The sequence below is a fragment of the Streptomyces sp. NPDC058650 genome, from assembly GCF_042717315.1.
Taxonomy (GTDB): domain Bacteria; phylum Actinomycetota; class Actinomycetes; order Streptomycetales; family Streptomycetaceae; genus Streptomyces.
The window spans coordinates 148,779-172,589 of sequence record NZ_JBHXRL010000017.1 but is presented as its reverse complement, the minus strand read 5'-3'; the positions used below and the strand labels follow the sequence as shown (position 1 = coordinate 172,589).

The 23,811-nt window shown below is 71.5% G+C and carries 17 protein-coding genes; 10 read left to right on the top strand and 7 right to left on the bottom strand.

Annotated features, from left to right (window positions below; genetic code table 11):
* Positions 1 to 14 precede the first annotated feature (14 nt).
* Together ACFWWU_RS27015 and ACFWWU_RS27010 are read right to left on the bottom strand one after the other, a co-directional pair.
* A complete protein-coding gene (locus tag ACFWWU_RS27015) occupies positions 15 to 2,420 on the bottom strand; it encodes a molybdopterin cofactor-binding domain-containing protein (protein ID WP_384148626.1) in 2,406 nt (801 codons plus the stop codon).
* Positions 2,421 to 2,534: 114 nt separating this feature from the next.
* The gene (locus tag ACFWWU_RS27010) at positions 2,535 to 2,879 is read right to left on the bottom strand and encodes a hypothetical protein (protein WP_384148624.1); all 345 of its coding nucleotides are present in this window, start codon (positions 2,877 to 2,879) and stop codon (positions 2,535 to 2,537) included.
* 512 nt (positions 2,880 to 3,391) lie between these two features.
* Here ACFWWU_RS27010 and ACFWWU_RS27005 point away from each other — a divergent pair.
* The gene (locus ACFWWU_RS27005) at positions 3,392 to 3,829 is read left to right on the top strand and encodes an OsmC family protein (protein WP_384148622.1); all 438 of its coding nucleotides are present in this window, start codon (positions 3,392 to 3,394) and stop codon (positions 3,827 to 3,829) included.
* A 17-nt stretch (positions 3,830 to 3,846) separates the two neighbouring features.
* Here ACFWWU_RS27005 and ACFWWU_RS27000 read toward each other — a convergent pair whose 3' ends face one another.
* The gene (locus ACFWWU_RS27000; protein WP_384148620.1) at positions 3,847 to 4,053 is read right to left on the bottom strand and encodes a hypothetical protein; all 207 of its coding nucleotides are present in this window, start codon (positions 4,051 to 4,053) and stop codon (positions 3,847 to 3,849) included.
* A 292-nt stretch (positions 4,054 to 4,345) separates the two neighbouring features.
* Here ACFWWU_RS27000 and ACFWWU_RS26995 point away from each other — a divergent pair, with 292 nt between their 5' ends.
* From ACFWWU_RS26995 to ACFWWU_RS26980, 4 genes are all read left to right on the top strand, one after another.
* Entirely contained in the window at positions 4,346 to 5,389 is a 1,044-nt protein-coding gene (locus ACFWWU_RS26995) for an iron-containing redox enzyme family protein (protein WP_384148618.1), read from the top strand.
* Between the two features lie 2 nt (positions 5,390 to 5,391).
* Positions 5,392 to 5,877 (top strand): flavin reductase family protein, encoded by a 486-nt coding sequence (locus tag ACFWWU_RS26990; protein WP_384148616.1) that lies wholly within the window; start codon positions 5,392 to 5,394, stop codon positions 5,875 to 5,877.
* Between the two features lie 106 nt (positions 5,878 to 5,983).
* On the top strand, positions 5,984 to 6,139 hold the full coding sequence (locus tag ACFWWU_RS26985; RefSeq protein WP_384148614.1) for a DUF6131 family protein: 156 nt from the start codon (positions 5,984 to 5,986) through the stop codon (positions 6,137 to 6,139).
* Positions 6,140 to 6,314: 175 nt separating this feature from the next.
* Positions 6,315 to 6,668, top strand: coding sequence for a PRC-barrel domain-containing protein (locus ACFWWU_RS26980; protein ID WP_384148612.1), 354 nt, complete (start codon positions 6,315 to 6,317; stop codon positions 6,666 to 6,668).
* A gap of 62 nt (positions 6,669 to 6,730) precedes the next feature.
* Here the strand turns inward: ACFWWU_RS26980 and ACFWWU_RS26975 are convergent, their stop codons facing one another.
* The gene (locus tag ACFWWU_RS26975) at positions 6,731 to 8,542 is read right to left on the bottom strand and encodes a phospholipase D family protein (RefSeq protein WP_384148610.1); all 1,812 of its coding nucleotides are present in this window, start codon (positions 8,540 to 8,542) and stop codon (positions 6,731 to 6,733) included.
* 118 nt (positions 8,543 to 8,660) lie between these two features.
* Here ACFWWU_RS26975 and ACFWWU_RS26970 point away from each other — a divergent pair, with 118 nt between their 5' ends.
* Positions 8,661 to 9,851 (top strand): serine hydrolase domain-containing protein, encoded by a 1,191-nt coding sequence (locus tag ACFWWU_RS26970; RefSeq protein WP_384148608.1) that lies wholly within the window; start codon positions 8,661 to 8,663, stop codon positions 9,849 to 9,851.
* 71 nt (positions 9,852 to 9,922) lie between these two features.
* Here the strand turns inward: ACFWWU_RS26970 and ACFWWU_RS26965 are convergent, their stop codons facing one another.
* Complete coding sequence (locus ACFWWU_RS26965; RefSeq protein WP_384148606.1) at positions 9,923 to 11,053, bottom strand: mechanosensitive ion channel family protein; 1,131 nt, start codon at positions 11,051 to 11,053, stop codon at positions 9,923 to 9,925.
* A 465-nt stretch (positions 11,054 to 11,518) separates the two neighbouring features.
* Positions 11,519 to 12,739, bottom strand: a complete 1,221-nt coding sequence (locus ACFWWU_RS26960) for a neprosin family prolyl endopeptidase (RefSeq protein ID WP_384148605.1) — start codon at positions 12,737 to 12,739, stop codon at positions 11,519 to 11,521.
* A 366-nt stretch (positions 12,740 to 13,105) separates the two neighbouring features.
* Here ACFWWU_RS26960 and ACFWWU_RS26955 point away from each other — a divergent pair, with 366 nt between their 5' ends.
* Together ACFWWU_RS26955 and ACFWWU_RS26950 are read left to right on the top strand one after the other, a co-directional pair.
* Positions 13,106 to 14,743, top strand: a complete 1,638-nt coding sequence (locus tag ACFWWU_RS26955; RefSeq protein ID WP_384148603.1) for a matrixin family metalloprotease — start codon at positions 13,106 to 13,108, stop codon at positions 14,741 to 14,743.
* 145 nt (positions 14,744 to 14,888) lie between these two features.
* Complete coding sequence (locus ACFWWU_RS26950; RefSeq protein WP_384148601.1) at positions 14,889 to 15,971, top strand: hypothetical protein; 1,083 nt, start codon at positions 14,889 to 14,891, stop codon at positions 15,969 to 15,971.
* 139 nt (positions 15,972 to 16,110) lie between these two features.
* On the opposite strand, the gene ACFWWU_RS26945 is transcribed toward ACFWWU_RS26950, so the two are convergent.
* Positions 16,111 to 17,325, bottom strand: a complete 1,215-nt coding sequence (locus ACFWWU_RS26945; RefSeq protein WP_384148599.1) for a trypsin-like serine peptidase — start codon at positions 17,323 to 17,325, stop codon at positions 16,111 to 16,113.
* Positions 17,326 to 17,609: 284 nt separating this feature from the next.
* On the opposite strand from ACFWWU_RS26945, the gene ACFWWU_RS26940 reads away from it, so the two are divergent.
* Entirely contained in the window at positions 17,610 to 20,276 is a 2,667-nt protein-coding gene (locus ACFWWU_RS26940) for a DUF6603 domain-containing protein (protein WP_384148597.1), read from the top strand.
* Positions 20,273 to 23,806 carry a hypothetical protein gene (locus ACFWWU_RS26935; protein WP_384148595.1) on the top strand — a complete coding sequence of 1,178 codons (3,534 nt, stop codon included), beginning with the start codon at positions 20,273 to 20,275 and terminating at the stop codon, positions 23,804 to 23,806. Before ACFWWU_RS26940 ends, ACFWWU_RS26935 begins: the two co-directional genes overlap by 4 nt.
* Positions 23,807 to 23,811: the final 5 nt, after the last annotated feature.

The window sequence follows — 23,811 nt, the reverse complement described above, 5'->3', positions numbered from 1 at the left end:
GGGGACTCCAGCTCTCAGATGGTGCGGTCGCGGCCGTCGGTGGGCGAGGCCGGGACGGGCGGGACGGTCGGCAGGGGGGTGAAGGCGAGCGGCTCGGCGTGGTTGAGGGGGAAGACCGTCGGCATCCTGCCGGTGGCCCGCCCGTAGGCGCAGGCGACGGCGGCCATGGCGCCGGCCACGGCGAGCTCACCCGCACCGCCCGGCTTCTCGCCGTTCGACGGCATCACGATGATCTCCAGCTCGGGCGGGGTGTTCCACTGCCGGGTGTAGAAGTACTGGTCCCAGCTGCCTTCGAGGAAGTGTCCGTCGCGCAGGTGGAGTCCGGACGTGAGGGTGAGGGCGATGCCGTCGGCGATGCCGCCCATCATCTGGGCCTCCAGACCGCGCGGGTTGACGGCGAGACCGACGTCGACGGCGCACACGACCTTCGTCACGCGCGGTCCCGTGTACGCGTGGGGGATCTTCCGTCCGGTGGTCTCGGGACGGCAGTCGATCTCGGCGAGGACGGCGACGTGCGAGTGGTACTCGGTGTGGACCGCGATGCCCTGGGCCGTGCCGGGCGCCATCGTCCGGCCCCACTCCCCCGCTGCGGCGGCCTTGTCGAGGACGGCGCGCGCCCTCGGGTCCTTCATGAGCCCGCGCCGCAGGGCGTACCCGTCCTTGCCCATGCGGCGGGCCAGCTCGTCCATGACGAGTTCCTGGGCGCAGCGCACGTTGGGCGAGTAGATGCCGCGCATGGACCCGGTGTTGAAGCCCTTGTCGGTCTCGGAGAGCAGCTGGGTGGTGACGCCGAGATGGTAGGGGCTCACCTGGGTGAGCTGGAACATCGTCTCGGAGAAGGCGAGGTCGGCGACGGGGAGCCGGGCCACCTCGGCGGTGAGGAGCTCGCCGATGCCGTGCCCGAAGTCGGTGGCGACGGAGGTGTGGCGCTGCTCGTACGTGAGGACCTCGCCCAGCGAGTACGTGGCGCGGACCCGTGAGGTGGACATCGGGTGCGTACGGCCCTGGCGGAAGTCGTCGGTGCGGTGCCACATCAGCTTGACGGGCTTGCCGAGGGCGCGGGAGACCTCGGCGGCCTCGTGGGCCGCGTCGTGGAAGAGCTTGCGGCCGAAGGATCCGCCGCCCTCGGTGACGTGGACACGGACGGCGGTGGGCGGCAGGCCGAGCTTGAGCGCGATCTGTTCCTGGGCGACGATCGGGGCCTTGAGCGAGGCCCAGATCTCCGCGGAGTCCTCCCGTACGTCCGCGATGGCGCAGTTCGTCTCCACGGCGGCGTTGCTGGAGAAGTGGAAGGTGAAGCGGGCGTCGACGGCCTTGGTGAGGAGGGGCAGGGGCGGGACAACCAGCGGGAGTTCGGCCTTGCGGAGCTTCGCCAGGACGGTGGCGTCGGAGGCGCCCTCGGCGGTGCCGGGGCCCCAGTCGACGTCGAGGGCCCGGACGGCGTCGACGCACTGGCCGAAGGTGCGGCCGCGGACGGCGACGCCGGTGGAGACGGTGACGACGTCGGTGATGCCGGGCATGGCGCGGACCTCGGCGAGGTTGGCCACGGAGCGGACGGTGCCGTTGATGGTGGGCGGGCGGCAGATCATCGTGGGCAGGGCGTCCGGGACCTGGAGGTCCATCGCGAACTTCTTGCGGCCCGTGACGGCTTCGAGGGCGTCCAGCCTGCGCTGTGCGGTGCCGATGACGCGGAAGTCGGAGCGGTCCTTGAGCTCCACCTCGACCGCCGTGTCGGTGAGGGCGGCGGCCTTCGCGGCGAGCTCGCCGTAGCCGAGGAGCGCGCCGGCCGGGGAGACGACGGCGCCGGCCTTCGTCGTGAGGGTCTCGACGGCGTCGCCGAGGACGAGGGCGGCGGCGCGCAGCAGGCGGCCGCGGGCGACGGCGGCGGCGACCCTGATGGGGGTGTAGGTGGAGTAGGTGGTGTTGGAGCCGCCGGTCAGCTGGTTGAAGAGGAGCTCGGGCCGGGCGTCGGCGAGGGTGACCTTCACCTTGTCCAGGGGCAGGTCGAGTTCCTCCGCGACGATCATGGCGCTGGAGGTGGTGACGCCCTGGCCGACCTCGGCGCGGGGCAGGGCGAAGTGGGCCGTGCCGTCGCTGTCGACGCGGATCGTGATCAGGTTGCTGGTCGGCAGGGCCGCGAGCGTCAGCAGGTCATTGAGGTCGAGGAGTTCGGCCGGGCCGGGCAGCGACGGGATGAGCGCCGGGGCCGCGGCGGCGGCCTGCCGGGGCACGAGGGCCTCGGCGCCGAGCTGGGCGGCGACGGTGAGGGTGGGGGCGGCGAGGACGTAGCCGAGGAACCGGCGCCGCCCCAGGCCGGCCGGCCGGGCGTCGGCGGGCGTCGTGGCCGGGCCCGCGGCGGGTGCGCCTCCGTCCCCGGTGCCGCTCGTGTACTCGTCCCGCCCGGAGTGCCGCCGCGCCATTCGGTGTGCCTTTCGACAGGGCCCCGGTCCTGTACCGCCGGGACTTCTCAGATGCGATGATCATCACTCATCTGGAGGCCCTCCGGGGAGGGTTCGGCCCGCAGGACTCCCCCGTCACCCCACCTCCACGGGGCTCCCGCTCCTGGCCGCCACAGGCCTGGTCGAGGCGGCCCGCCCGGTGCGGGGGCCGGACCCCGAGGAGAGCACGCCCCAGGCCTTCCGGCCGGCCCGCAGGCCGCGCGACTGAACCCGGCCCCGGCAGGAACGGAGCTGCGCCTGGGAGACCCGGGCGCGCTGCCCGCCGCCCGCGATGAGGGCGTTCACGGAGGCCATCGGGTCGCCACCCGCCGACCGGACCAGCAGGGCGCCGAGCACCACGGGGCCGAGGGCCACCGCGAGGGCGGTGCCGGTGGCGGTGACGTGCTGGAGGGGGCGGGTGCGCCGGGCGTCGGAGGTCATACCCCTATTCCAGCGGCGGGCGGCGGGCCGCGTATCGGTCGACGTACTCAGCCGGGCGGCGCGGCCTACTCAACCGATGCTCGGCCGATCACGGGGGCGACGTGTGACGGTGCGCCACGGCAGGGCCCAGCTCGTGACGAGCGGCCCGAGCGGCAGCGACAGGCCGATGGCGAAGGTCCGGAAGGCGGGACCGAAGGCGACGAACGCGAGCGGAAGGGTGACGACGGTGTCGACGGCCGGTGCGATCCAGGCGCGTGCGGAACGCGGTCGTCGGCGGCGGGAATGGCGGCAGCGGGAGTGGCGGCGGGGGTGGCGGAGGCGCGGGTGGCGGAGGAGGTGCGGTCGGGCATGGTGGCATTCCACCCCGACTCGCGGGCGCGGCACATGAGTGCGGATACTCACGTCCGGGGTGGGCGCGCGACGGGCGCGTCCGCTTGGCGGGACGGTGACCGTGGGGTTGTGTGGCGGTCGACCGTACCGCCACCGCACGACAGCGAAGGAGCTCCGCCGCCATGGCCGACTACCGGATCGAAACCGTCCGCACCGGGTACCGGAACTGGACCGCCCGCAACGACCGCGGCGCGGAGGTCCGGATGGCCGCCGCCGACGACGCGGACGCGCAGCCCTCGTTCACCCCGGTCGAGTTGCTGCTCGCGGCGATGGGCGGGTGCGGCGGCCTGGTCGTGGACCGGACCGCGCGCGCCGTGGACCACGACGACCTGCGGATCGTGGTGGAGTCCGTCTCGGGCCCCGAGGACGACGGCCGGGTGGGCCGGATCAGGGTCAGCTACGAGTTCGAGCTGCCGGACAACAACCCGAAGGCTGCCGAGGTGTTCGCCCGCGGGGTGCGTCTGACGCACGAGAAGTTCTGCACGGTGAGCCGGACCGTGGAGCACGGCGCACGCGTCGAGGCGGTCCTCCCGGACGGCACGATCGGCTTCGAGGGCTGACCGGGGGCGGGAAACGCTCAGTCGTTCGGCGTGACCGGTGACCACACGCCGAACCACTGCTCGGCGCCGTACTCCTCGAACCGCTCCACCTCGGTGAACCCCAGCTTCACCGCGAGGCGCATCGCCGGCGGGGTGGTGACGACGCCGTCGGCGGCGTACCGCACGGGGCCACCGGGTGCGAGGGCGGTCCCCTCGGCGGTCAGCGTCCACCCGAGAGCCGCCACCTGCCCGAAATGCCCCCCGAGCCATTTCGCGACCGGCGGAAGGAGAACCGCACAGGAGACCGCCCGAGAGCCGGACCGCCCGAGAGCCGGACCGCGTCGAGCGGCGGCCTTCGCGCCCCGGCGCGACAATGGAGCAGTGCTCAGACGCCGCTGCGACCCGCCGATTCCGGAGGAGATCCATGGTGCCCTACGGCTCCGGCCCTCGGCGCGCTGCCCACGCGGCTGATCGTCCTGCCCGGCGTGTACCGCCCGCAGAGCGCGCCGCCCCACCACCCGAGAACGGGAGCCATCAGTGACCCCGGTCGGCCCGAGCACCACCGTGACCGCCCGCCCCCGCCTCGTCGCGGGGCGGGGTGACCTGTCCAGAGCCGTGGAGCGTGCCTTGCGGACGGACCGCCCGCCCGCGTACACCGAGGGAAGCATCCGGAGGGCAGAGCCCTGGGGAGAGGACGTGCAGCTCGCGCTCTACCTGCTGTACGAGCTCCACTACCGCGGCTTCGAGGAGGTCGACGACGCGCGCGAATGGGACCCCGACCTGCTGCGTCTGCGGCGGGAGCTGGAGACCCTGTTCCTCCAGGCGCTGCGCACCGCGCTCGCCGATGCGCCCCGGTCCGTCGAGGAGGCCCTCGCCCCGCTGCTCGTCGAACCGGTGGATCCGGCCGGCGGCGTCAGTCACCACCTGGAAAGCGAGGGGGAACTCTGGCAGTTGCGCGAGTACGCGGCCATGCGCTCCCTCTACCACCTCAAGGAGGCGGACCCGCACGCCTGGGTCATCCCGCGGCTGACCGGCCGGGCCAAGGCGGCGATGGCGGCCGTCGAGTACGACGAGTTCGGCGCCGGGCACCCCGATCGCATCCACGCCCGGCTCTTCGCGGAGCTCATGACCGACCTCGGCCTCGACCCGGCGTACGGCCACTACCTGGACCACGCGACCGCCCCCCTGCTCGCCACCGTCAACCTGATGTCGCTCTTCGGGCTGCACCGGTCCTTGCGCGGAGCCCTGGTCGGCCACTTCGCCTGTGTCGAGGCCGCCTCCCCACCCGGCTCCCGCAGGCTCGCCAACGCCATGCGCCGCTGTGGCGCGGGGCCGGCCGCCGAACGCTTCTACACCGAACACGTCGCGGCCGACGCCGTCCACGAGCAGGTCGTACGGCATGAGGTCATCGGCGGGCTGCTCGCCGACGAGCCCGCGCTGGAGCCGGACATCGCGTTCGGGTGCGCGGCGACCGTCCTGCTGGATGACGAGCTCGACTCCCGTGTGCGCGAGGCCTGGGCCTCGGGGAACTCAGCGCTCCGCAGCCCCTTGCCGCCACCGAACCCGGACACGAGGAGCTGAACATGACGGGCCTCGACGCCTTCACCGACGTGCTCGACTATCCGATGTACGTCGTGACGGCTGCGGTCGACAGCGAGCAGGCCGGCTGTCTGGTGGGCTTCGCCTCGCAGTGCTCGATCGACCCGCCGCGCTTCATGGTGTGGATCTCGACCGCCAACCGCACCTACCGGGTCGCACGCCGCGCCTCCCACCTCGCCGTACACGCCCTTCGGCGGGACCAGGGAGGGATGGCCGAACTGTTCGGAGGGCGGACCGGCGACGACATCGACAAGTTCGGCCGGGTGGCGTGGTCACCGCGCCAGGGCGGGGCACCGGTACTGCTCGACTCCTGCGCCTGGCTCGTCGGCCGTGTCGAGGAACGCACCGAAGGCGGAGACCACGTCGGCTTCCTCCTCGCACCCGTCGCGCAGAGCCCGCCCGGCCCCGTCAGGCCGCCACTCCTGCGGTTCAGTGACGTCATCGACCTCTCACCGGGGCACCCGGCCTGACGTCACGGTCAGCCATCTCCGCAGGTGAGGCCATACCCCTCCGGAGGCCACGCGCGGAGGGGACGCCTACGCTGAAAGGAGGAACTCAGCGACATCGGAGGACACCATGATCGTCCTCGGCATCATCTTGCTCGTGATCGGCTTCGTGGCCGGCATCAGTATTCTCTGGACCATCGGGATCATCCTCGTCGTCATCGGCGCCATCCTCTGGATCCTGGGTGCGGTCGGCCACGGGGTGGGCGGACGTCGGCACTACTGGTAGCCGGCCGGCGGCCTACGAGGGTGACGACCGTCGAACCCGCGGGTGTGGGTCCGTGCACGTGTCGGCAAGGGTGTCACCGGCAGGCAGTCGGGTGGGAGTTGCGAGCTCCCCGTTTCGCCATCGCCGAAATCCGGCAGATTCTCCGCGATCCATCACCCACTGGAGAGGCACCGCCGTGAGCGAAATCGACATCTGGGGCTACCACCCGGGAGCGGGATACCAGCAGGGAACCGACCTCATCGGCTACAAGGTCGAGGCCACCGACGGCAGTATCGGGAAGATCGACAAGCATTCCGATGAGGTGGGCTCCTCCTACCTCGTCGTCGACACCGGTATGTGGATCTTCGGCAAGCACGTGCTCCTGCCGGCCGGAACCATCAAACTGATCGACACCACGGAGGAGAAGGTCTACGTCGACCGGACGAAGGACCAGATCAAGGACGCCCCCGAATTCGACGAGGCCAAGTACAGCGGCGAACCCACCTACCTTGAACGGTTCGCCCGGTATTACAGGCAGCCGCACATGTAGGAGCGGGCAAGCCCGTTCACAGCCGGGTCCCACCACCCGCGGCCGTTCCCCGGCCGACTCGTTCAGAACATGTCGCGACGCCGCAACCTCAGTGGGCGGCCGTCCGGATCGATCAGAACGTGGTGCAGGGGAGTCGCCAGCGCCTTCTGTGCCCCGGACAGATCCGGGGGTGTGTACCGGCGCAGACGGCCCGCCGGGCGTGGACCACGGCAGCCGGCTTCATGCCACGCGTCGAGGGCTGCGGCAGCCTCCTCGAAGGCATCGAAGGCCATCGCCGGGTCGCACAGGACGTCCGGCGCCGCCGCCTGCAGCCCCGCAGCCTCTTGCGCGTCCAGGTGCTCGCGCATCAGCTCCAAGCGCAGCTCTCGGGCGAAGACGCGCGCGCCGTCACCGAGCCCTCCGGGGTCGCTCGGCTGCCGCTGGTCCAGGCTCTCGTCGAAGACGGCGCAGCTGAGTTCGGAGTCGTGGGTCCACGAACGGAGGTTGATGTTGTCGGAACCCACGCAGGCCCACACGTCATCGATCACGCACACTTTGGCATGCACATACACCGGGGTTCCGGCATGGTTCTCCAGTCCGTACACCGCGACGCGGTCGCCACCGGCGCGACGCAACTCTTCCAGAGCCGTGATCCGCCCGACCAGGTTCATGGGCAGCGTGAGCCGGCCTGCCTGCTCGGGGATCGCGGGGATGACTCCGATCATCAGCAGCCCGGGGTACCTGGCCAGAGCCCGGGCGAAGCAGGCCACCACCCTCGGGGACCACAGGTACTGGTCCTCGACGTAGATCAGGGCCCGGGCCCGTCGCAGCGCCTTGAGGTACCCGCGTGCGATGCTCCGTTCTCCGTCGGGGGCGAAGGGGTACCCGCGCAGCAGCCGGTTCGGATACGTGCGCAGCAGCTGCACGGTGTGCGTGCCGCACGGAACGGGATCGGCGGGCTGGGGCGGCAGGCTGTCCGCTTCCGTGTCGTCCCGGTGCATCAGCGCGCGCAGGCGGGTGGCCGGGCTGCGGCTGAGCGGAGCGGGGTCTTGCCACCGTTCGCGGAACACGGCCTCGACGTCTCCGACGACCGGGCCGCGAAGGGCGAGCTGGACATCGTGCCACGGCGGGTGCGGACCGTAGGCGGAGGCCAGGGGCAGCGACTGACGGTCGCCGGCGTGGGTGGCGTCGTCGTTCCGGTTGCGGCAGAGATCGATTCCTCCGACGTACGCCACATCCAGCTCCGGGCGGCCGGGGTGGCGCAGCACCACCATCTTCTGGTGGTGCGAGCCTCCGGGCCGCACCCGCATGTCGAGCAGGCACTCGCCGCCCGCGTCCTCGATCTCCACGCCGAGGCGGTGGTTCTCCTTCTCGCTGAACCGGAGACTGTCCAGGTGGGAGCGCCACAACAGCCCCTTCACGACGACGTGGCGGCCGGCCGCCTCGCCCAGAACCGTGCCGATCTCCGTGCCCTGACCGGCGAGCCGCTCGTCGCGATCGCCGCGCCAGTCGGTGAACAGGAGCAGGTCGCCGGAGCGCATGCGGCGGACGGCCGTCAGAAGTTCCGCGAAGTACGTGGCACCGTGCACCAGGGCGTGCGCCTGATTCCCCTCGGACCAGGCCTTCCCGTCCTGGCGGCGCGTGTCCAAGCGCGTCGCGGAATTGCCGCGTTCACCGCGTGTCAAAAGCCACTCTGCGCGCGTCACGTCGTCGCCCTTCGAGGTGCTCCTGCCGTCGGCCGCAGCAGACGAGGCGTCGCGCCCTCTTCGGATCTCCCGAGTCTCGTCGGCATGGGCCCTCACCCTCCAGCGTCCCACGCCAAGGGCTGCTGGCCCGTACACGTGCCTCGAAGGCCGACGATCGTCGGCCCGCCGGTCCGTCTCGTGCCGGGCCACCCGGTGTCTGGGCCGGATGGAGCATCGGGCGGGCGGGTCCCGGCGGTGCGTCCGATGCTGGGGCGGACCCACTTCAACCGGGTGCGCGTCCGCCCGGCGTCATCGTGAAGGAGCTCCTGTGGCGGCACGTACGCAAAACCGTTCCCGCTCGCGCGCACGACTACGGCTGACCGTCGCCGGCCTGGCCGCGTCCGCGGCACTCGGCGCCCTGGTCCAGCCCGCACAGGCCACGGGCACGCCGTCCCCCCACGACAAAGCCCTGCAGAAGCAACTGAACGACCTCGTCCGTACGGTGGGAGGGCCTCCCGGAGTGATCGCGCTGCTGCGGCAGGGCGACCGGACGGCGGCCTACCGTGCGGGCGTCGCCGACACGAGGACCGGCCGCCCGCCCCGTACGACCGACCACATGCGGATCGCGAGCGTTGCCAAGGCCTTCAGCGGCGCGGTCGCCCTGCGCCTGGTGGACCGGCACAAGCTGGACCTCGACGACACGATCGGCGAGCACCTGCCGTCACTGCCCGCCGCATGGCACCAGGTGTCGCTCCGCCAGCTGCTCAGCCACACCAGCGGGCTGCCCGACTTCTCGACGGCCCCGGCGTTCATCGAGATCCTGCGGGAAGACCCCAGGCATCAGTTCGACTCCCGCCGACTGCTCGAATTCGTCGCCGACAAGGACCTGCTGTTCCCGCCGGGATCGACGTACGAGTACTCGAACTCCGACAACATCGCTGTCGCGCTGATGGCCGAGGCGGTCACGGGAGAGCCGTACGAGCGCCTGCTCACCCAGCTCGTGTACCGGCCCCTCGACCTGCGGCAGACCAGCCTGCCGCAGGGGTACCGGCTGCCGAGGCCGTTCCTGCACGGCTACGACGTGACGCCGCCCGCCCCGCCGGAGGACATCAGCGAGGTCCTCAGCGCGTCGGGCGTCTGGGCCTCCGGCGGCATCGTCTCGACGCCGAAGGACCTCAGCGCCTTCATCCGCGCCTGGGCCGGCGGACGCGGCTTCCTGACTGAGGAGACGCGCCGCCGGCAACGGACCTTCATCCCCGGTGCCGCCTCGGAGCCCGCCGGTCCCGGCGTCAACGCGGGCGGACTGGCGATCTTCCGCTACACGACGCGGTGCGGGACGGTCTACGGCCACACCGGCAACTTCCCGGGCTACACCCAACTCGCGGTCGGCACGGCGGACGGCAAACGGTCCCTCACGTTCTCGATCAACACCCAGACCAGCAAGAGCCTCAAGCCGGAACTCCTGGCCAAGGTCCGCGCCGTCCAGGAGGACTTCGTCTGCGCCCTGCTGAGGCGCTGAACCGGCCTCGGCGCGCGCCGCCTTCCCGCCGGGCCTGGCCGGAACTCCCTGGCCGGCCGTGCGGCACGACCTCAGTCCGGGGGCGCGTCCGCCGGCCGGGCAGGCTGACGAACACGTCGCTGCCGCGGCGCCCGGGCGAGTTCCCCCAGCCGGTCGAAGGCGTCGGCCGCGGGAGCGGTGACGACCCTGGGGAGGGCGCCCGGGTGCTCGCGCGCGAGCCAGCCGACGAGTTCCTCCCGTACGGCGCACCGGGCCGTCCACAGGTCGTCGGCGTCCTTGGCGGTCACGATCGCCCGCACCGTGATGCCGGTCGGCGAGGTGTCGGTGACGGCGAGGTCCCAGCCCCGCCCGTCCCAGGTGCCGCACGTGGTGAGGAACTCCTGGAGGTGCGCCCGCACGAGCGCGACCGGTGTGGTGTGGTCGCAGTGGACGAAGACCGACCCCGTCATCTCCGCACCGCCGCGCGACCAGTTCTCGAACGGGCGCGAGGTGAAGTACGAGACGGGGAGCGTGACGCGACGCTCGTCCCAGGTCCGGACCGTGAGGAAAGTGAGGGTCACTTCCTCCACGACACCCCATTCGCCGTCGACGACGACGGTGTCGCCGATGCGGACCATGTCGCCGAAGGCGATCTGGAAGCCGGCGAAGAGGTTGCTCAGCGTCGACTGGGCCGCCACGCCGGCCACGATGCCGATGATGCCGGCCGAGGCGAGCAGGGACGTGCCGAGGGTACGGAAGGAGGGGAAGGTGACGAGGGCCGCGGCAGTGGCGAGTACCCCGACGGCGGCGGCCGCCACCCGCATGATCAGCGTGACCTGCGTACGGACCCGGCGGAGCCGTGCGGCGTCACGTGAACGTCCGGCGTACCGCGCGTACGAGGACTCGACGACGGCCGCGATCGTCCGGACCGCCAGCCAGGCTCCACCGCCGATCAGGCACAACAGCAGGACATGGCTCACCAGCTCCGCACGCTCTTCCAGCGGCTCCCGTCCCGCCGCCGCCACCGGGTAGGTCCATCTGAGCAAGGCGGCCAGCAGGACGACGTACAACGGCGTGCGGCAGCGGCGCAGCAGCCCCCACAGCGGGGTCTCCGGGTGCCGCGCGTCGGCGAACCGCGCCAGCAGGTCCGCCGCGCGGCAGACGACGAAGGCCACCAGCGCCGAGCCGCCGACGGAGATGGCCAGCCGGATAACGCTCTCCATGTGCTCCCCAGTCGATGAGTCGAACAGGCCCGTCCCCTACGCCTCACCGCCGGTGAGCACGCCAAACATCCGCCCAGGGACCTGGCGCCACCAGGAGCAGGCGATCGCGCCACCAGCAGCAGGCGATCGTCGGCACGCGGCACGCGCTCGCCCGAGGCGCCCTTCGGCGAACCGGAGGTCTAACGACCCGGCGGGGCGTCGGGGTGGGGGATCGGCGGGGTGTCGCTGACGACCCGCTTTCCGTCCAGGGTGTAGTCGCGGCGCCGCCGCCGCGGTAGATAGCCCTCGGGGCAGAGCCTCCTGCCCTTCACGGCCGGTGCCGACGGGGGCCCTGACCCTTCTTCCGGGAGATCGGGCGTCTGTGGCGGTCCCGCGCGATCGTCCGCCCGATCGATCCGGACGCACTCGACGTCCGGATCGACCTCGGAGGGGATGACTTCCGGGCGGTCGTCCCGCGCCGGGACGTCACTCGACTCCACCCGGGCCTCCCCAGTAGAAGTGCGATCCCCAGGTCGACGTGCCGGTGAAGTCGGTGGAGATCTGGTACGCGTTCGGGTTCGTCACATAGGGGTAGCCCACCACCGGCTTCATCGTGCCGGCCGCGTCGGACTGGTAGGTCAGGTTGCGCATGTAGGCCGCGCGGCCCCAGCCCTCGGACGGGAAGCGTCCGCTGCCCATCCAGGTGTACGTGGCCTCGGGGTGGTTGGCGACGTCGTCGACGATCTCGCCGCCCCAGTCGATGGACGCCGCCTGGTCGCGCAGTCCCGTGGCGTTGAACAGGCTGGTGGGGTAGCCGCCCATCCATTCGTTGCCGATCCGGATCCACCACTTGTTCAGGTACAGCATGACCTTGATGGCGAGGTCGTACTGGTCACCCGCGTAGACGCTCTCCGCCACGCGGATTCCGGGGTAGACCGTGCTCGACAGCTGCTCCCAGCCCTTCACGTCCCGGTTGTAGCCGCCGAGGTAGTTGCCCATCTGCGTGTAGTTGTTGGTGGTGTAGAAGATGAACAGGTGCGGATACCAGTCGCCGTAGAGGTCGTAGTAGGTCTGCACGCCCACCTCGACGGTCTGCAGATCGGTCCCGGCCCCCGATCCCCGTACCTCCCACAGCTGCCCCAGGGAGAACTCGTTGGACCACTGGACGTAAGGCCGCCAGGTGTTGATGAAGCCTTCGGTGCCGTAGTTGGTCACGCCCTGGGCGGCGTGGGCGTACTTGTGCACGGCGGTGGCGGCGCGGGGCGCGGCCAGGCCGACGTCGTCGGGCGGCGTGGACCGCTTCGCGTAGATCCCCTTCGACAGGTAGTCCTGCAGGGTTCCGGCCGGGGTGATGCGGTCCAGCGGCTTGCGCAGCATCGGGACGGTGCCCGGAGGTCCGGTCTCGTCGCGCGACTCGCCCGCTTCGAAGGGCTGGGGCGAGGAAGGGCGGTCGGGGTCGTGGGAGCGGTCCGCCGCCTCGATATAGGGCGGTTCTCCCTGGGACTCGACCGGGACCCAGTCGAGTGCGTCGCCGGACTCGGTCGTCGTGCGGGCGACGACGTTGCGCTCCGCGTACTGGTCCTTGAAGTACTGCCGGATCTCGTCCAGTCGCTCGGCCGCCTCGTGTTCCAGCTCACGGCCCGAACGGGGGTTTGGGGGCGGCGTCTCCGGCGCGTCGGGGTTCCGTTCGATCCTGCCCGATTCCATCGTGCTCTCCTTCGTGGCCGAGGCCGAGGCCGAGGCAGCCACGGCCGAGGCCTTGGCAGCCGAAGGCCGGCGGCCGTGCGCCTCCGCGGACGCATGCGCCGCACGGCAGCGGTGGCCCTGGAACAGAGCACCGGCATCGGTTCGGTGCGGCGGAGAGGAATCGGTGCGGGGAGGTCGGCCGTCAGCGGCGGAGTCTCACTTGTGCCCCCTTCTTCACCGTACGCGCGTCTCCCCCGGGCCGCGCGCGCGGTCGCCCTCCCGCGTGCGCGCCCGGATTGCAGGGGTTGTCGTCCCGCAGGAGACTGCAGGTGTACCCCGTTCCTGCAGGACTCGGTTCGATTCCCCTCGACACCGGAGGAGTCCGCCATGGGACAGCACACAACCGAGTCGAGACCCACCGTTGCCGGTGTCGGCGCCACCAGACCCGGGCAGAGACAGGACGGCTTCGAGTACGTCCAGTTGTTCCTGGAGGAGCTCGGGTACATGCCCGCGCACTCCTACGAAGCGGGGCGCCTCGACAACATCACCGCACTGGCCCTGGCCTGGTTCCAGGAGCACAGCGGGCTCACGCCGACAGGCACCTTCGACGACCGGACGCGCACGGAGATGCTGAAGTCCCGCTGCGGGCTGATGCGTGACCCCGTCCTCCGCGCGACCGGAGAACCCATCTTCCACTCCCTCAACGGCAACATGTGTGCCTGGGACAAGAACCACTTCACGTACGCGTTCGGCGCGGGGACCGTGCAGATACCCGGTGACGACGAGTTCACCGCCGTGCGGACCGCGTTCGCCACGTGGCAGGCCCTCCTCCCCATCACGTTCACCGAGGTGTCCTCGGGGGCGAACCCCGACTTCCTGATCAGCTGGGTTCCGGCGAACGACCCCGACTACCCCCTCCTGGCGGGCCCACGTCACGCCCATGCCGCCCAACCGCCGGGATGCGGAACGCCCAGTCTTCCCAAGCCTCTCCACTTCGACAAGGACGAGCACAAGTGGCGCCTGGGGGCCGAGCCCGACTGCTTCGACGTGGAGAGCGTCGCCCTCCACGAGATCGGCCATCTCATCGGCATGCGGCACGCGACCGGAGTCGGCATGCAGCATGACGTCATGTGGTCCACGTTCGATCCCAACACCCTGAGGCGCGTGCCGACGGAGAACGACAAGAGCCGGGCGCGCAGCCTCTACTGGCAGCAGCTCGACGGCAACCCGGCCACCGCCCAGCTCGCCGCGTCGGGCAACCGGCTCTACCAGCGCCACAGCACGGGCGCGATCTTCGAGTACACCGGAACGCCCATGATCGGCTGGCTGGCACTCGACCTGAACCCCGCAACGACACAGATCGTCGCCGACGGAGGCGAGCTGTACCAGCTGCACCAGACCAGCGGCGCGATCTTCCGGTACACCGGCACCCCCCTGACCGGCTGGCAGCAACTGGACGCCAATCCGGCCGCGGCGCAGCTCACCGCGTCGGGAGGGAATCTCTACCAGCGTCACACCACCGGTGCCATCTTCCGGTACACCGGCACGCCCATGACCGGGTGGCAGCTCCTGGACAACAACCCCTTCACGGCGCAGATCGTGGCCGACGGAAACCAGCTGTACCAGCGGCACACCACGGGTGCGATCTTCCGGTACACCGGCACGCCCCTGTCCGGCTGGGAGTTTCTCGCCTTCGCCGGCAGCGGCGCCACCCGGATCGACGCCGGCGGCGGAGTCATGTATCAGTTCAGGCTGGCCAGCGGAGTGATCCTGCGGCACTTGGGAGGAACGACCTGGGACACGGTCGACACCGACCTTCGGACCTTGGAGATCAGCGTCGCCGCCGGGGACGCGTACCAGCTCCTCGACAATGGAGAGATCTTCCGGCACACGCCGAGCGGCGAGGTGGAGCAGATGAGCCACCTCCGGCTGCCGGGCCGGCCCATCCCGGTCATGATCGCCAGTTCGAGCACCCAGCTGTACCACCTGCGCGCCAACGGAGAGCTGATGCGGTATTACAAGTAGCGCCTACCGGCCGCGTGCGGTGGGGCGTCGTGGAAGTTGAGGCCGGCGAAGTGACGTACGAGAATGGAAGGAGGTACATGCTCGTCGGTAGCGCCGCAGTCCTCGCGGCGTTCATCTCCTTCGTACGCGAGGAGGGTCGATCGACATGGAGTTGTTCACTGGAGCCTACGGCGACAATCTCCAAGCCGAGGGGGCCGCGGACCGCAACCGGAGCATGCAGAACGCGCTCAACGGTTTCATGAACGGGCTGTCCGGAGCCGACCGCACCGCACTCGAACGGGTCGCCCTCACCGTGGTGGCTCTGGAAGGCACTGACGAGCGAGCGTGGGCGGGCCACCGGCAGAACGAGGTCCACTTCTCGGGCAGCCTGGTCAAACTCCTTGCCATGTACGCGGCACACACACTCCGCTTCTTCTCCCGTCAACTGCTCCAGGAACAGCAGCCGTCGTCGTCGGACGCCCTCTTCCTGGCGCTCTCGTCCGACTTCGACCACCAGATCAAGAGCGCGACCCCGAGCAACATCACCGTCCAGCACGGGAGCGACGTCACCAAGATCGTGCCGGCCTACCGGACGGTTCTCGACCCGCAACTCGACGCGGCGGGGCGGCCGATCGGCGTCGAGTTCACCTTCGACTACCGCACCCAGCTCAGGGGGATGCTCCTCCAGCAGCAGAACCCGGGCGCTGCGGCCAGCATCCATGGCGTCGCGTTCGGCTTCATGAACGCCAAGGCCGGAGACGACGGCTTCTTCCGGAAGGCGACGCAGCAGGGCATCTGGCTCGCCGGCGACTACCAGGGGCAGTGGACCCCGGTGCGGATCGGGTCCTCGAACGACGGGCAGGTCGCCCAGGCGACCACGGCCGTGGACATGGCGAGACTCGTCACCCGGATGTTCGACGGCAGCCTGGAGAGTGGCAGCCCGACGGATCTCGTCCAGATGCTCGTGGGTGGCGGCCGCAGCTGGTTCCACCGCGAACTCCTGTGGCCGAACGGCGGGCTTTCCGCCACCCACGCGAAGATCGGCATCGGCCCGCTCAAGCCCAACAGCGCCGGTGTGGTCGAGAAGGTGGTCTCGGAGGCACTGAAGGTCCACGACAGCAACCGGAACCTCGACTTCGTGGTCGTGTGGCAGAACCTCAAGGTCCCCGCCGAGCCGACCAGAGCCGAACTCGAGCGGGTCTCCCGCATGGTCGAGGCCACCATCCACGGATTCCAACCGACCGTGTGACGGCACGCAGACATGTGACGGGCCGCCGGGCCGCCGGGCCGATCTCCTGAACCACTCGCCATCGACCTGGCGGCACCTTCCTCGGTACGGGAGGCGGGGCATCAGGCCGAGGAGATCCTGATACCAGCAGCCGCCACGGTCAGGCTCCGGGGGTGACGGACTGGGCAGTCTCGAAGGCGGCCTTCTCCTGGTCGCCGAAGTTCGTCCCGGCCATGTAGGGGCTGGGGGCGCGGCCCTCGGCTTCGGCGATCGCGTCGAGGCCGCCGGTGCTGGACTGGGCGAAGTGTGAGGTGACGCCGACCAGGACCCCCTCACCCGTGGCGTGGTCGAAGTCCTTGAACCAGGGGCCGCCGCTGGAGCCGGGGCTGAGCTGGGTCTTCATCAGGTCGCTGTTGGTGTCCCACCACCACTCGCGGTTGATCCAGGACGGCCCCTGGCTGAACATCAAGGAGCGTCCGTCGTAGATGCGCTGTTGTGCGGCGGGGACGTTGTTGACGTTCGGGGAGCCGTTGATCACCGCTGCACCGGTGCTGGAGAAGTTGGGGCCGCTGTAGCTCTTGAAGTTCACGGCCGGGTAGCCGAAGTTGGTGCGCGGCGTCGTGCGGGCCGGGTTGAAGCCGATCGGCTGGCCGCCGCCCACGACCTCTTCGACCGGACGGTCGTCGGACGGGTTGTCGACGACCATCGCGACCATGTCGTTGTTGTTGAAGTGGTTGGACTGTGCCGCCCAGCCTTCGGTCAACCAGGCCCGCGTCACCGCCCACACGCCGTACGGAGCGACGTCGGGGCCGATCGCGGGGCCCTGCTCCAGGTCGGTGCCCGGAGCGACGCGCGGCAGGTTCTCGCCCCGGAAGTCGGGGACGAACAGCACGTTCGTGGCGATCTGGTTCAGGTCCAGCGGAGCGTTCAGGCCCCAGTTGACGCGCAGGCAGTGCGCCGCGGTGACCACGACGCTCTTGTTCCGGCTCTGGACCACTGTGGCGGTGCAGGCCGCGAGGCCATCGGTCGTACTCGCGCCGTCGGCGTTGCGCATTCGCATCACCAGCTTGCCGACCGTCTTGGCGGTCTTACCGCCGCCGGTCCAGGGCCGGGCGGTGTCGTCCCAGCCGGCTGCCGGAGCGACGCCCTCGGACCCGTCGCCGTTGAGCGACGCGGCTGACAGCCGGTTCAGGTTCCAGTACCCGACCTGCTGCTGAAGCCCGGCCTCGTAGCCGGCACCGAGCGGGACGAGGCGAAGTTCGGCGGGTCCGGCGGCATGCACGGCCGGGGCGCTTCCCACGGTGGTCGCGGTGACCGCGGCCAACGCGACGGCCAGCACGGACATCCGGCGGTGGACTAACTCACGCTTCTTCATGGCGTACTACTCCTCGGATAGAAAGCCCGAACGAAGCTACCAGCCGGTACGGCCCTTTGCCCCAGAGTCGTCCAACCGGATTTCCGCGCCCCTGCTGGTCGGGTGAATTCCGCACCGGACCGGGGGCATCCCGCGATTCGTGGCCGCGCGCCGGTCCTCGGGCGGGGATAGCGTCGGGGCGTTCCCGATCCCCCATCCGCCCCGGCGCCAGAGCCACCCGGTGACCCGTGGGCGGGGAACGGTGCCGATCAGATGAACGTCCCTCATCTCTCCACGGCCCGCTGATGGCAAGTCCACTGCCGCAGTTGGCGGCCGAACTCCGCGCGGGGCTCGACCCGGTGCTCCCGCTGCTCTCCGGCCTCCCCCAGGCCGACCGCAGAACGCGGCTCGCGCAGGCGCTCGGGCTTCCCGGTGACGCGCTGACCGCTGACGCGCTGCTCGTACGGTTCGCTCTGCCGCACGTGGCGGCCCCGGGCGACGTATGGCCGGTCCTCGTCGACCTGCTGCGGACGGCCGTCAGACAGTCCCCGCCGGGATGGGCGCTGGCCATCGACCAGGTCCTCACAGCAGGGCCGGGTGGCGTGGAGAATCCCCTCGTCGGGGCCCTGCCCCCGAAGATCGACCTTTCCCTCGTCCTGACCGGCGCGCTCCCTCTCGTCCCCGGCCTGGCCGTACGCGACGGGGTCAGCCTGGTGCTCTCCCTGCCGTCCGCCGCGCCCGACACCTCCTCGCTGACCTTCCGGGCCGACGGTGTCGACTTCGCGCTCACCGACCACGCGCTGCTGAAGCTCCTCGTCCCCGGCGGCCTCGTCCTCAAGGGCCGACTGGGCGCCACGCTCGGCAAGGACGGACTGCGCCTGGAGGGCGGCGGCAGCGGCAAGGGGATCGCGGTCCCCCTGGGCGGGGCGCCGTCCGGGGTGCGCGCGCCCTCGCTGTACGTGTCCGCCCAGAACGGCGGACTCCGGCTCGACGCGTCCTTCCGGGCGTCGCTGCTCGGTCTCGCGGACGCGGCGGTGGACGGCGCGGGCCTTGAGGTCAAGCCGGCGGGCGCGGGGTACACGGCGGCCCTGGTGCCGCCGAAGGGCATCGGGCTCACCCTCGCCGTCGGCCCCGCGAAGGGCAGCGGGTTCCTCGCCGAGCACGACGGCCAGTACCGGGGGGCGCTGTCGCTCAGCCTCGGCGTCGTCGAGGTGCAGGCCTTCGGGATCCTGGACACCCGTCCGGTGTCGGTCCTGGTCGCGATGAGCGCCGAGTTCACTCCGGCCATCGAACTGGGACTCGCCTTCACGCTGAACGCCGTCGGTGGTCTTCTCGGCATCGGCCGCGCGCTCGACCGGGCGGGCCTCGCCGAGGTCGTCCAGTCCGGTCACCTGGACGACCTGCTCTTCCCCGCGGACGCGGCTGCCGCGGCGCCGCGCATCCTGGCCTCGCTGGGTGCGGTGTTCCCCGCCCGTCCGGGAAGCACGGTCGTGGGGCCCATGTTCCGGCTCGGCTGGGGCCGTCCCGTCTCCTTCCTCACCGCGGACGTCGGGGTGGTCCTGGAGCTGCCCAGCGGTGTGGTGGGAATCCTCGGCCGCCTCAGGGTCGCGCTGCCCGCCCCGCAGGCTCCGATCCTCGATCTGCGGGCCTCGGTCGCGGGTGTCGTCGACGCCGCGAACGGGCTAGTCGAGATCAATGCCAGCCTGGCGGGTTCCCGGCTGCTGACCTCCTCGATCGACGGCGGTCTCGCGCTGCGCGCCAAGAGCGGGCAGGACGCGACCTTCATCCTGAGCGCCGGCGGCTTCCACCCGCGGTTCACCCCGCCGGCGGGGTTCCCGACGCCGAAGCGCCTCACGATCCCGATCGCGGACAGCCCGCTGCTGCGGATCGTCTTCACCGGGTACTTCGCCCTCACCCCCGGCACCGTCCAGGCGGGCGCCGAGCTCTCCGCCGTCATCGGTTCCCGCAGCACCGGCGTGTCCGGGCGGCTCTCCTTCGACGCCCTGGTGCGCTGGGAGCCCAGCTTCGGTGTGATGCTCGACCTCGGCGGCTCCTTCGCGCTGCGCTTCGCCGGGGAGACGCTCTGCTCGGTCGGGCTGCGTGTCCACGTGGAGGGGCCGACGCCCTGCTGGAACGTCGCCGGACGGGCCAGCGTGTCCTTCCTGTTCTTCGATGTCAGCTTCCCGTTCGACGAACGCTGGAACTGCACCGGCGAGGCCAAGGCCCCGCCGCCGCCGGACGTCGGCCGACTCCTTGAGCAAGCGCTGAAGGACCCCCGGAGCTGGGAACCGGTGCTCCCGGAGGGGGCGCGCACGATGGTGTCGCTGCGTTCCGACGACGCCGGGGGACGGCTGCTGCACCCGCTCGGCCGACTCCGCTTCAGCCAGCGCACGGTTCCGCTGGACACGGTGGTGGTCCGGTTCGGACCGGGCCGGCTCCCCGCGCCGACCACGTTCGGCGTGACGGTCGGATTCTCCGCCGGGGCAGGCGTCGTGAAGCCCGTCGAGGAGGACTTCGCCCGGGCCGACTTCTTCGATCTCACCGACGACGAGAAGCTCACCCAGCCCGCCTTCGAGCGGCTGCGCTCGGGCAGCGAACTGACCCCTCCCGCGTCCTCGGCGACCGCCCCGCGGTACTCGGTGCCGGTGGAGTACGAGACCAAGTGGCTCGGCGGCACCGTCCTCACCCCGGGCGCGCGGTGGGTGATCACCGACGCCGCCCTGACGGCCGCACTGCCGTGGGGGGCGGTCGGCCGCAGCCTCGTGCACGAACTGCGCAGCCGGTACGTGACTCCGCCGATCACGTCGGTCCTGAAGGACCGGACGTACGCGATCGTCCACACCGGCACCCTCAAGGAGGCCGGCGGTTTCCTCCGGAAGGCCACCTTCACCGAAGCCACAGCCCAGCTGAAGACCGTGTCGGGCCGGTCCGCGCTGCACCAGGTCGTGCCCGCACACGAGGTGAGGCCATGACCACGTACACCTTCGCGTCCTGGGAGCGGGCCGGGGCCGCCGCCTCGCTCACCGACCCCGACACCCTGGTCAACACGGTGCCCGTACGGGGCTCGCTCGCGGCCACCGCGTCGGTGAACGGCCGCCCCGCGCAGCCGGTTCCGGTCCCGCCGCTGCGGCTGTACGGGCCGGGTGACGTGCGGGCGATCGATCACAAGGAGATCGTGCGGCTCTTCCCGCTGCCCGGCACCCCGGACGCGGAGACCACCAGGTTCCCGATGTTGGAGTTCGAGCGTGCCGAACTGCCCTGGTTGTTCACCCCGTTGGCGCCGGGAGCGGCGGGCGCCCTGCGGCCGTGGCTCGCCCTGGTCTGCGTACCGTTCGCGGCGGGCCGGCCGCAGCGGGAGCCGGGCGTCCCGTTGCCCGTGCTGCGGGTCGACGGGACCGAACTGCCCGATCCGGCCTCACTGCACCTGTGGGCCCACGCACAGACCCTGCCGGGGCACGAGACCGACCCCCGCCGGTCGGTCTCCCGGCTGCTCGCTCCTCGCCGGCTGCTGGCTCACACCGGTTACACCGCCTGTCTGGTCCCCTCCTTCGAGGTGGGACGTCTGGCCGGGCTCGGCAAGGACGTCGCCGGCGGGACTCTCGCGCCCGCCTGGACTCCGGGGGCCCGCAGCGAACTGCCGGTCTACTTCTCCTGGACGTTCTCCGCCGGCGAGGGCGGTGACTTCGAGACGCTGGCCGACCGGCTGCGGGCCCGCCCGCTGCCGCCGCGCGCTGGCCGGCGGCCGCTCGACGTGAGCCGCCCCGGGCTCTTCGCGACCGGCCCCGGGCCCGTCGTCCAGGAGGTGGAGAGCGCCCTGCGCGACCCGAACGCCCCGGCGCGCGACCCGTGGCCGGTCGGCGAACCGAGCGCCGAGTGGCAGCAGCGGCTCGCGAAGGCGCTGGTGCCGGTGGGGGACGGCTCGGGGGACGAGGACCCCGACGTCCTGCCCCCGCTGTACGGCGGCTTCCACGCGCTGCGGAAAGGCGCCGTCCCGGCGTCCTCGGGCTGGCTCGACACCCTGAACCTCGATCCTCGTTGGAGGGTGGCCGCCGGGCTCGGTGCCCGGGCCGTGCAGGCCGACCAGGAGCAGCTCATGGCCTCGGCGTGGCGGCAGCTCGCCGACGTACAGGCCGCCAACCGGCTGCTCGACCTGGCCCGGTTCGCCCGGCTGGTCGGCGGCCGGCTGCATCTGCGGCACGTACGACCGCTCTCCGCCGACGAGGTCCTGCGCCTGGCCACTCCCCTGCAGAGCCGTCTCGCGCTGACCGCGGACACCACGCTGTGGTCGTCGATCCGGTCGAGTCTGCTGCCGAACGCCATGGCGACCGTGGAGTTCCACCGCGCGGTGCGCCCGATGGGCGTGCTCAGCCGGCGGGTCGGGCTCATCGCCGGGCGGGCGGCGGACGATCCACAGCCGCCGTTCGCCACCGTGCTCGCCTCCGTCGCCGGTTCCCCCACCGGCCTCGCGGTGCCCCGGCGGGATCCGGACGGCGCGGTGGCGTTCGCCGTCGCGCCGGAGCGGGTCGTGGCCCCGGAGCGGCTCGCCGCGGTACGCAAGGTCTTCGCCCCCGAGGACGGGGCGCCGGACGCGTGGCGGCAGGTCGCGACCGAGGCGGCCCGGCGCTCCGTGCAGCGCGCGGTCACCACCGAGCAGCTCGCCGCCACCCGCCCGCTCGCCGCGGTCTCACTCAACCGCGCCTTCCGGCTCTCGGCGCTGCCCGAGGTCGCGGTCCCCCAGGACTTCCTGGCGCTGACGAAGGTCACCCCGCACGGCGATCTGGTCTTCCCCAGCGGCCGGAGCGGTCCGGCCGGACTGGGCCTGTTCTCCGACGCGTCCGCCGCCGCCGTGGCCACGGGCCGGTTCACCGGCGCGTTCGACGGGCTGTGGGACGGGGCGGGCGTGGGCGATCCCGCGGGAGTGTGGCGGGGACAGTGCGCCGGCGGCTGGGACATGGGCGGCGGGCGGTCGGGCGTCTGGAAGGGCGCCTACGAGGGCACATGGAGCAACGACCCGGGGCAGGACGGCGGCGACCCGACCTGGATCGCCCTGTACACCGGCACCTGGGAGTCCCGCGCGGAACACGGCACCTGGCGCGGCGTGTGCACCGGCACCTGGAGCCCGGAAAACATCAGCTCCGACGGCGTCTTCACCGGCACCTGGCAGTCCGCCGACCACCACGGCACGTTCCGGGGCGGCTGTCCGGGCAGCTGGGACTGGTGCGAGGCCGATCCGACCACCGAGCTCTGGTGGGCGGACTGCTCCGGGGAGCTGCGGGTCACGGGCGAGGGACCCGGCCCCGAGCAGGAACCGTGGACGGCCGACGGCCTCAAGGACCTCATCGGCACGTGGCACACGACCGGCAGTCTCGGCCTCGGGGTCTTCACCCATCCGGGCCCGCTGGCGCAACAGAGCGAGCTGCTGCCCGCCCCGGCCGTGCTCGACACCCGCCCCGAGGACGTCAAGGACATGGTGGTCCAGGCGCACGACCGGGTGCTCGGGCCGTCGCAGGCGCCGGCGATCCCGCCGCGGGACCCGTTCCCGGCCCTGCAGGCCCAGCAGAAGATCGTGGATCTGACGGACCCCGCGGTCACCGTGCCCGCCGTGGTCGACACCCTCGTCGAGCGGCCCGCGGGCACCGATCCGGAGGTCCCGGTGCAGTGGGCGCCGGTCTTCGGCGACCCCATGTGGCCGCCGCTGTCGGCTCAGTCCACCGAGTGGATGTTCGCCGGTCTCCAGCACATTCCGGCCGACACGGCGGTGCTCGCCCTCACCAACGCCCCCTTCGTCGCCGCGTACATGGCCGGGGCCAACCACGAGTTCGCGCGCGAGCTGCGCTGGCGCGAGTACCCGACCGACCAGCGCGGCACGTACTTCGCCTCGTTCTGGGGGCAGGCGACGGATCTGCCGCCCCTGCACACATGGAAGCGCGACCTGACGCTCGGGACGCATCTGATCCCGCCGCCCGACCGGGTCGTCCTGGTGCTGCGCAGCGCCCTGCTGCGCCGCTACCCCGGTGCGATCATCTACGCGGCTCCACTCCTCGGCACCGAACCGAAGGAAGCCGACGCCCGCCATCCGATCTTCCGGGGCGGCCTGGATCCCGACACGGCCATGATCGGTTTCGACCTCACGAAGACCGAACTCCTCGCCTCGCCCTGGTGCTTCGTGATCGCGGAGCAGCCGACCGAGCCCCGGTTCGGGCTCGACGACCCGCCGGACAACGCGCTCACCGACCCTCCCGCGCCCGGGGTCTGGGGCCGCCCCTACACCGCGCCGCCCCACACCCCCAGCACGGCGGACGACTGGAACAACCTCGACTGGAGTCATCTCTTCGACTCCAAGGAGGCCTATCTGGACGCGACCCACGCCCCGGGGCACCTGCGGACCAACGTCGCCCACGACGGTCTCGTGTGGGGCGCGAGCGCCGCGGGGACCGCCCGCCAGTGTTTCCAGCAGCCCGTCAGGGTCGTCCTGCCGGCCGCACGACTCCTGTCCCCCTGAGGAGA

Coding starts and splice junctions, on each gene's coding strand:
- ACFWWU_RS27015 (WP_384148626.1), bottom strand. CDS start 2,420: ATGGCGCGGCGGCACTCCGGGCGGGACGAGTACACGAGCGGCACCGGG.
- ACFWWU_RS27010 (WP_384148624.1), bottom strand. CDS start 2,879: ATGACCTCCGACGCCCGGCGCACCCGCCCCCTCCAGCACGTCACCGCC.
- ACFWWU_RS27005 (WP_384148622.1), top strand. CDS start 3,392: ATGGCCGACTACCGGATCGAAACCGTCCGCACCGGGTACCGGAACTGG.
- ACFWWU_RS26990 (WP_384148616.1), top strand. CDS start 5,392: ATGACGGGCCTCGACGCCTTCACCGACGTGCTCGACTATCCGATGTAC.
- ACFWWU_RS26985 (WP_384148614.1), top strand. CDS start 5,984: ATGATCGTCCTCGGCATCATCTTGCTCGTGATCGGCTTCGTGGCCGGC.
- ACFWWU_RS26965 (WP_384148606.1), bottom strand. CDS start 11,053: ATGGAGAGCGTTATCCGGCTGGCCATCTCCGTCGGCGGCTCGGCGCTG.
- ACFWWU_RS26960 (WP_384148605.1), bottom strand. CDS start 12,739: ATGGAATCGGGCAGGATCGAACGGAACCCCGACGCGCCGGAGACGCCG.
- ACFWWU_RS26955 (WP_384148603.1), top strand. CDS start 13,106: ATGGGACAGCACACAACCGAGTCGAGACCCACCGTTGCCGGTGTCGGC.
- ACFWWU_RS26950 (WP_384148601.1), top strand. CDS start 14,889: ATGGAGTTGTTCACTGGAGCCTACGGCGACAATCTCCAAGCCGAGGGG.
- ACFWWU_RS26945 (WP_384148599.1), bottom strand. CDS start 17,325: ATGAAGAAGCGTGAGTTAGTCCACCGCCGGATGTCCGTGCTGGCCGTC.
- ACFWWU_RS26940 (WP_384148597.1), top strand. CDS start 17,610: ATGGCAAGTCCACTGCCGCAGTTGGCGGCCGAACTCCGCGCGGGGCTC.
- ACFWWU_RS26935 (WP_384148595.1), top strand. CDS start 20,273: ATGACCACGTACACCTTCGCGTCCTGGGAGCGGGCCGGGGCCGCCGCC.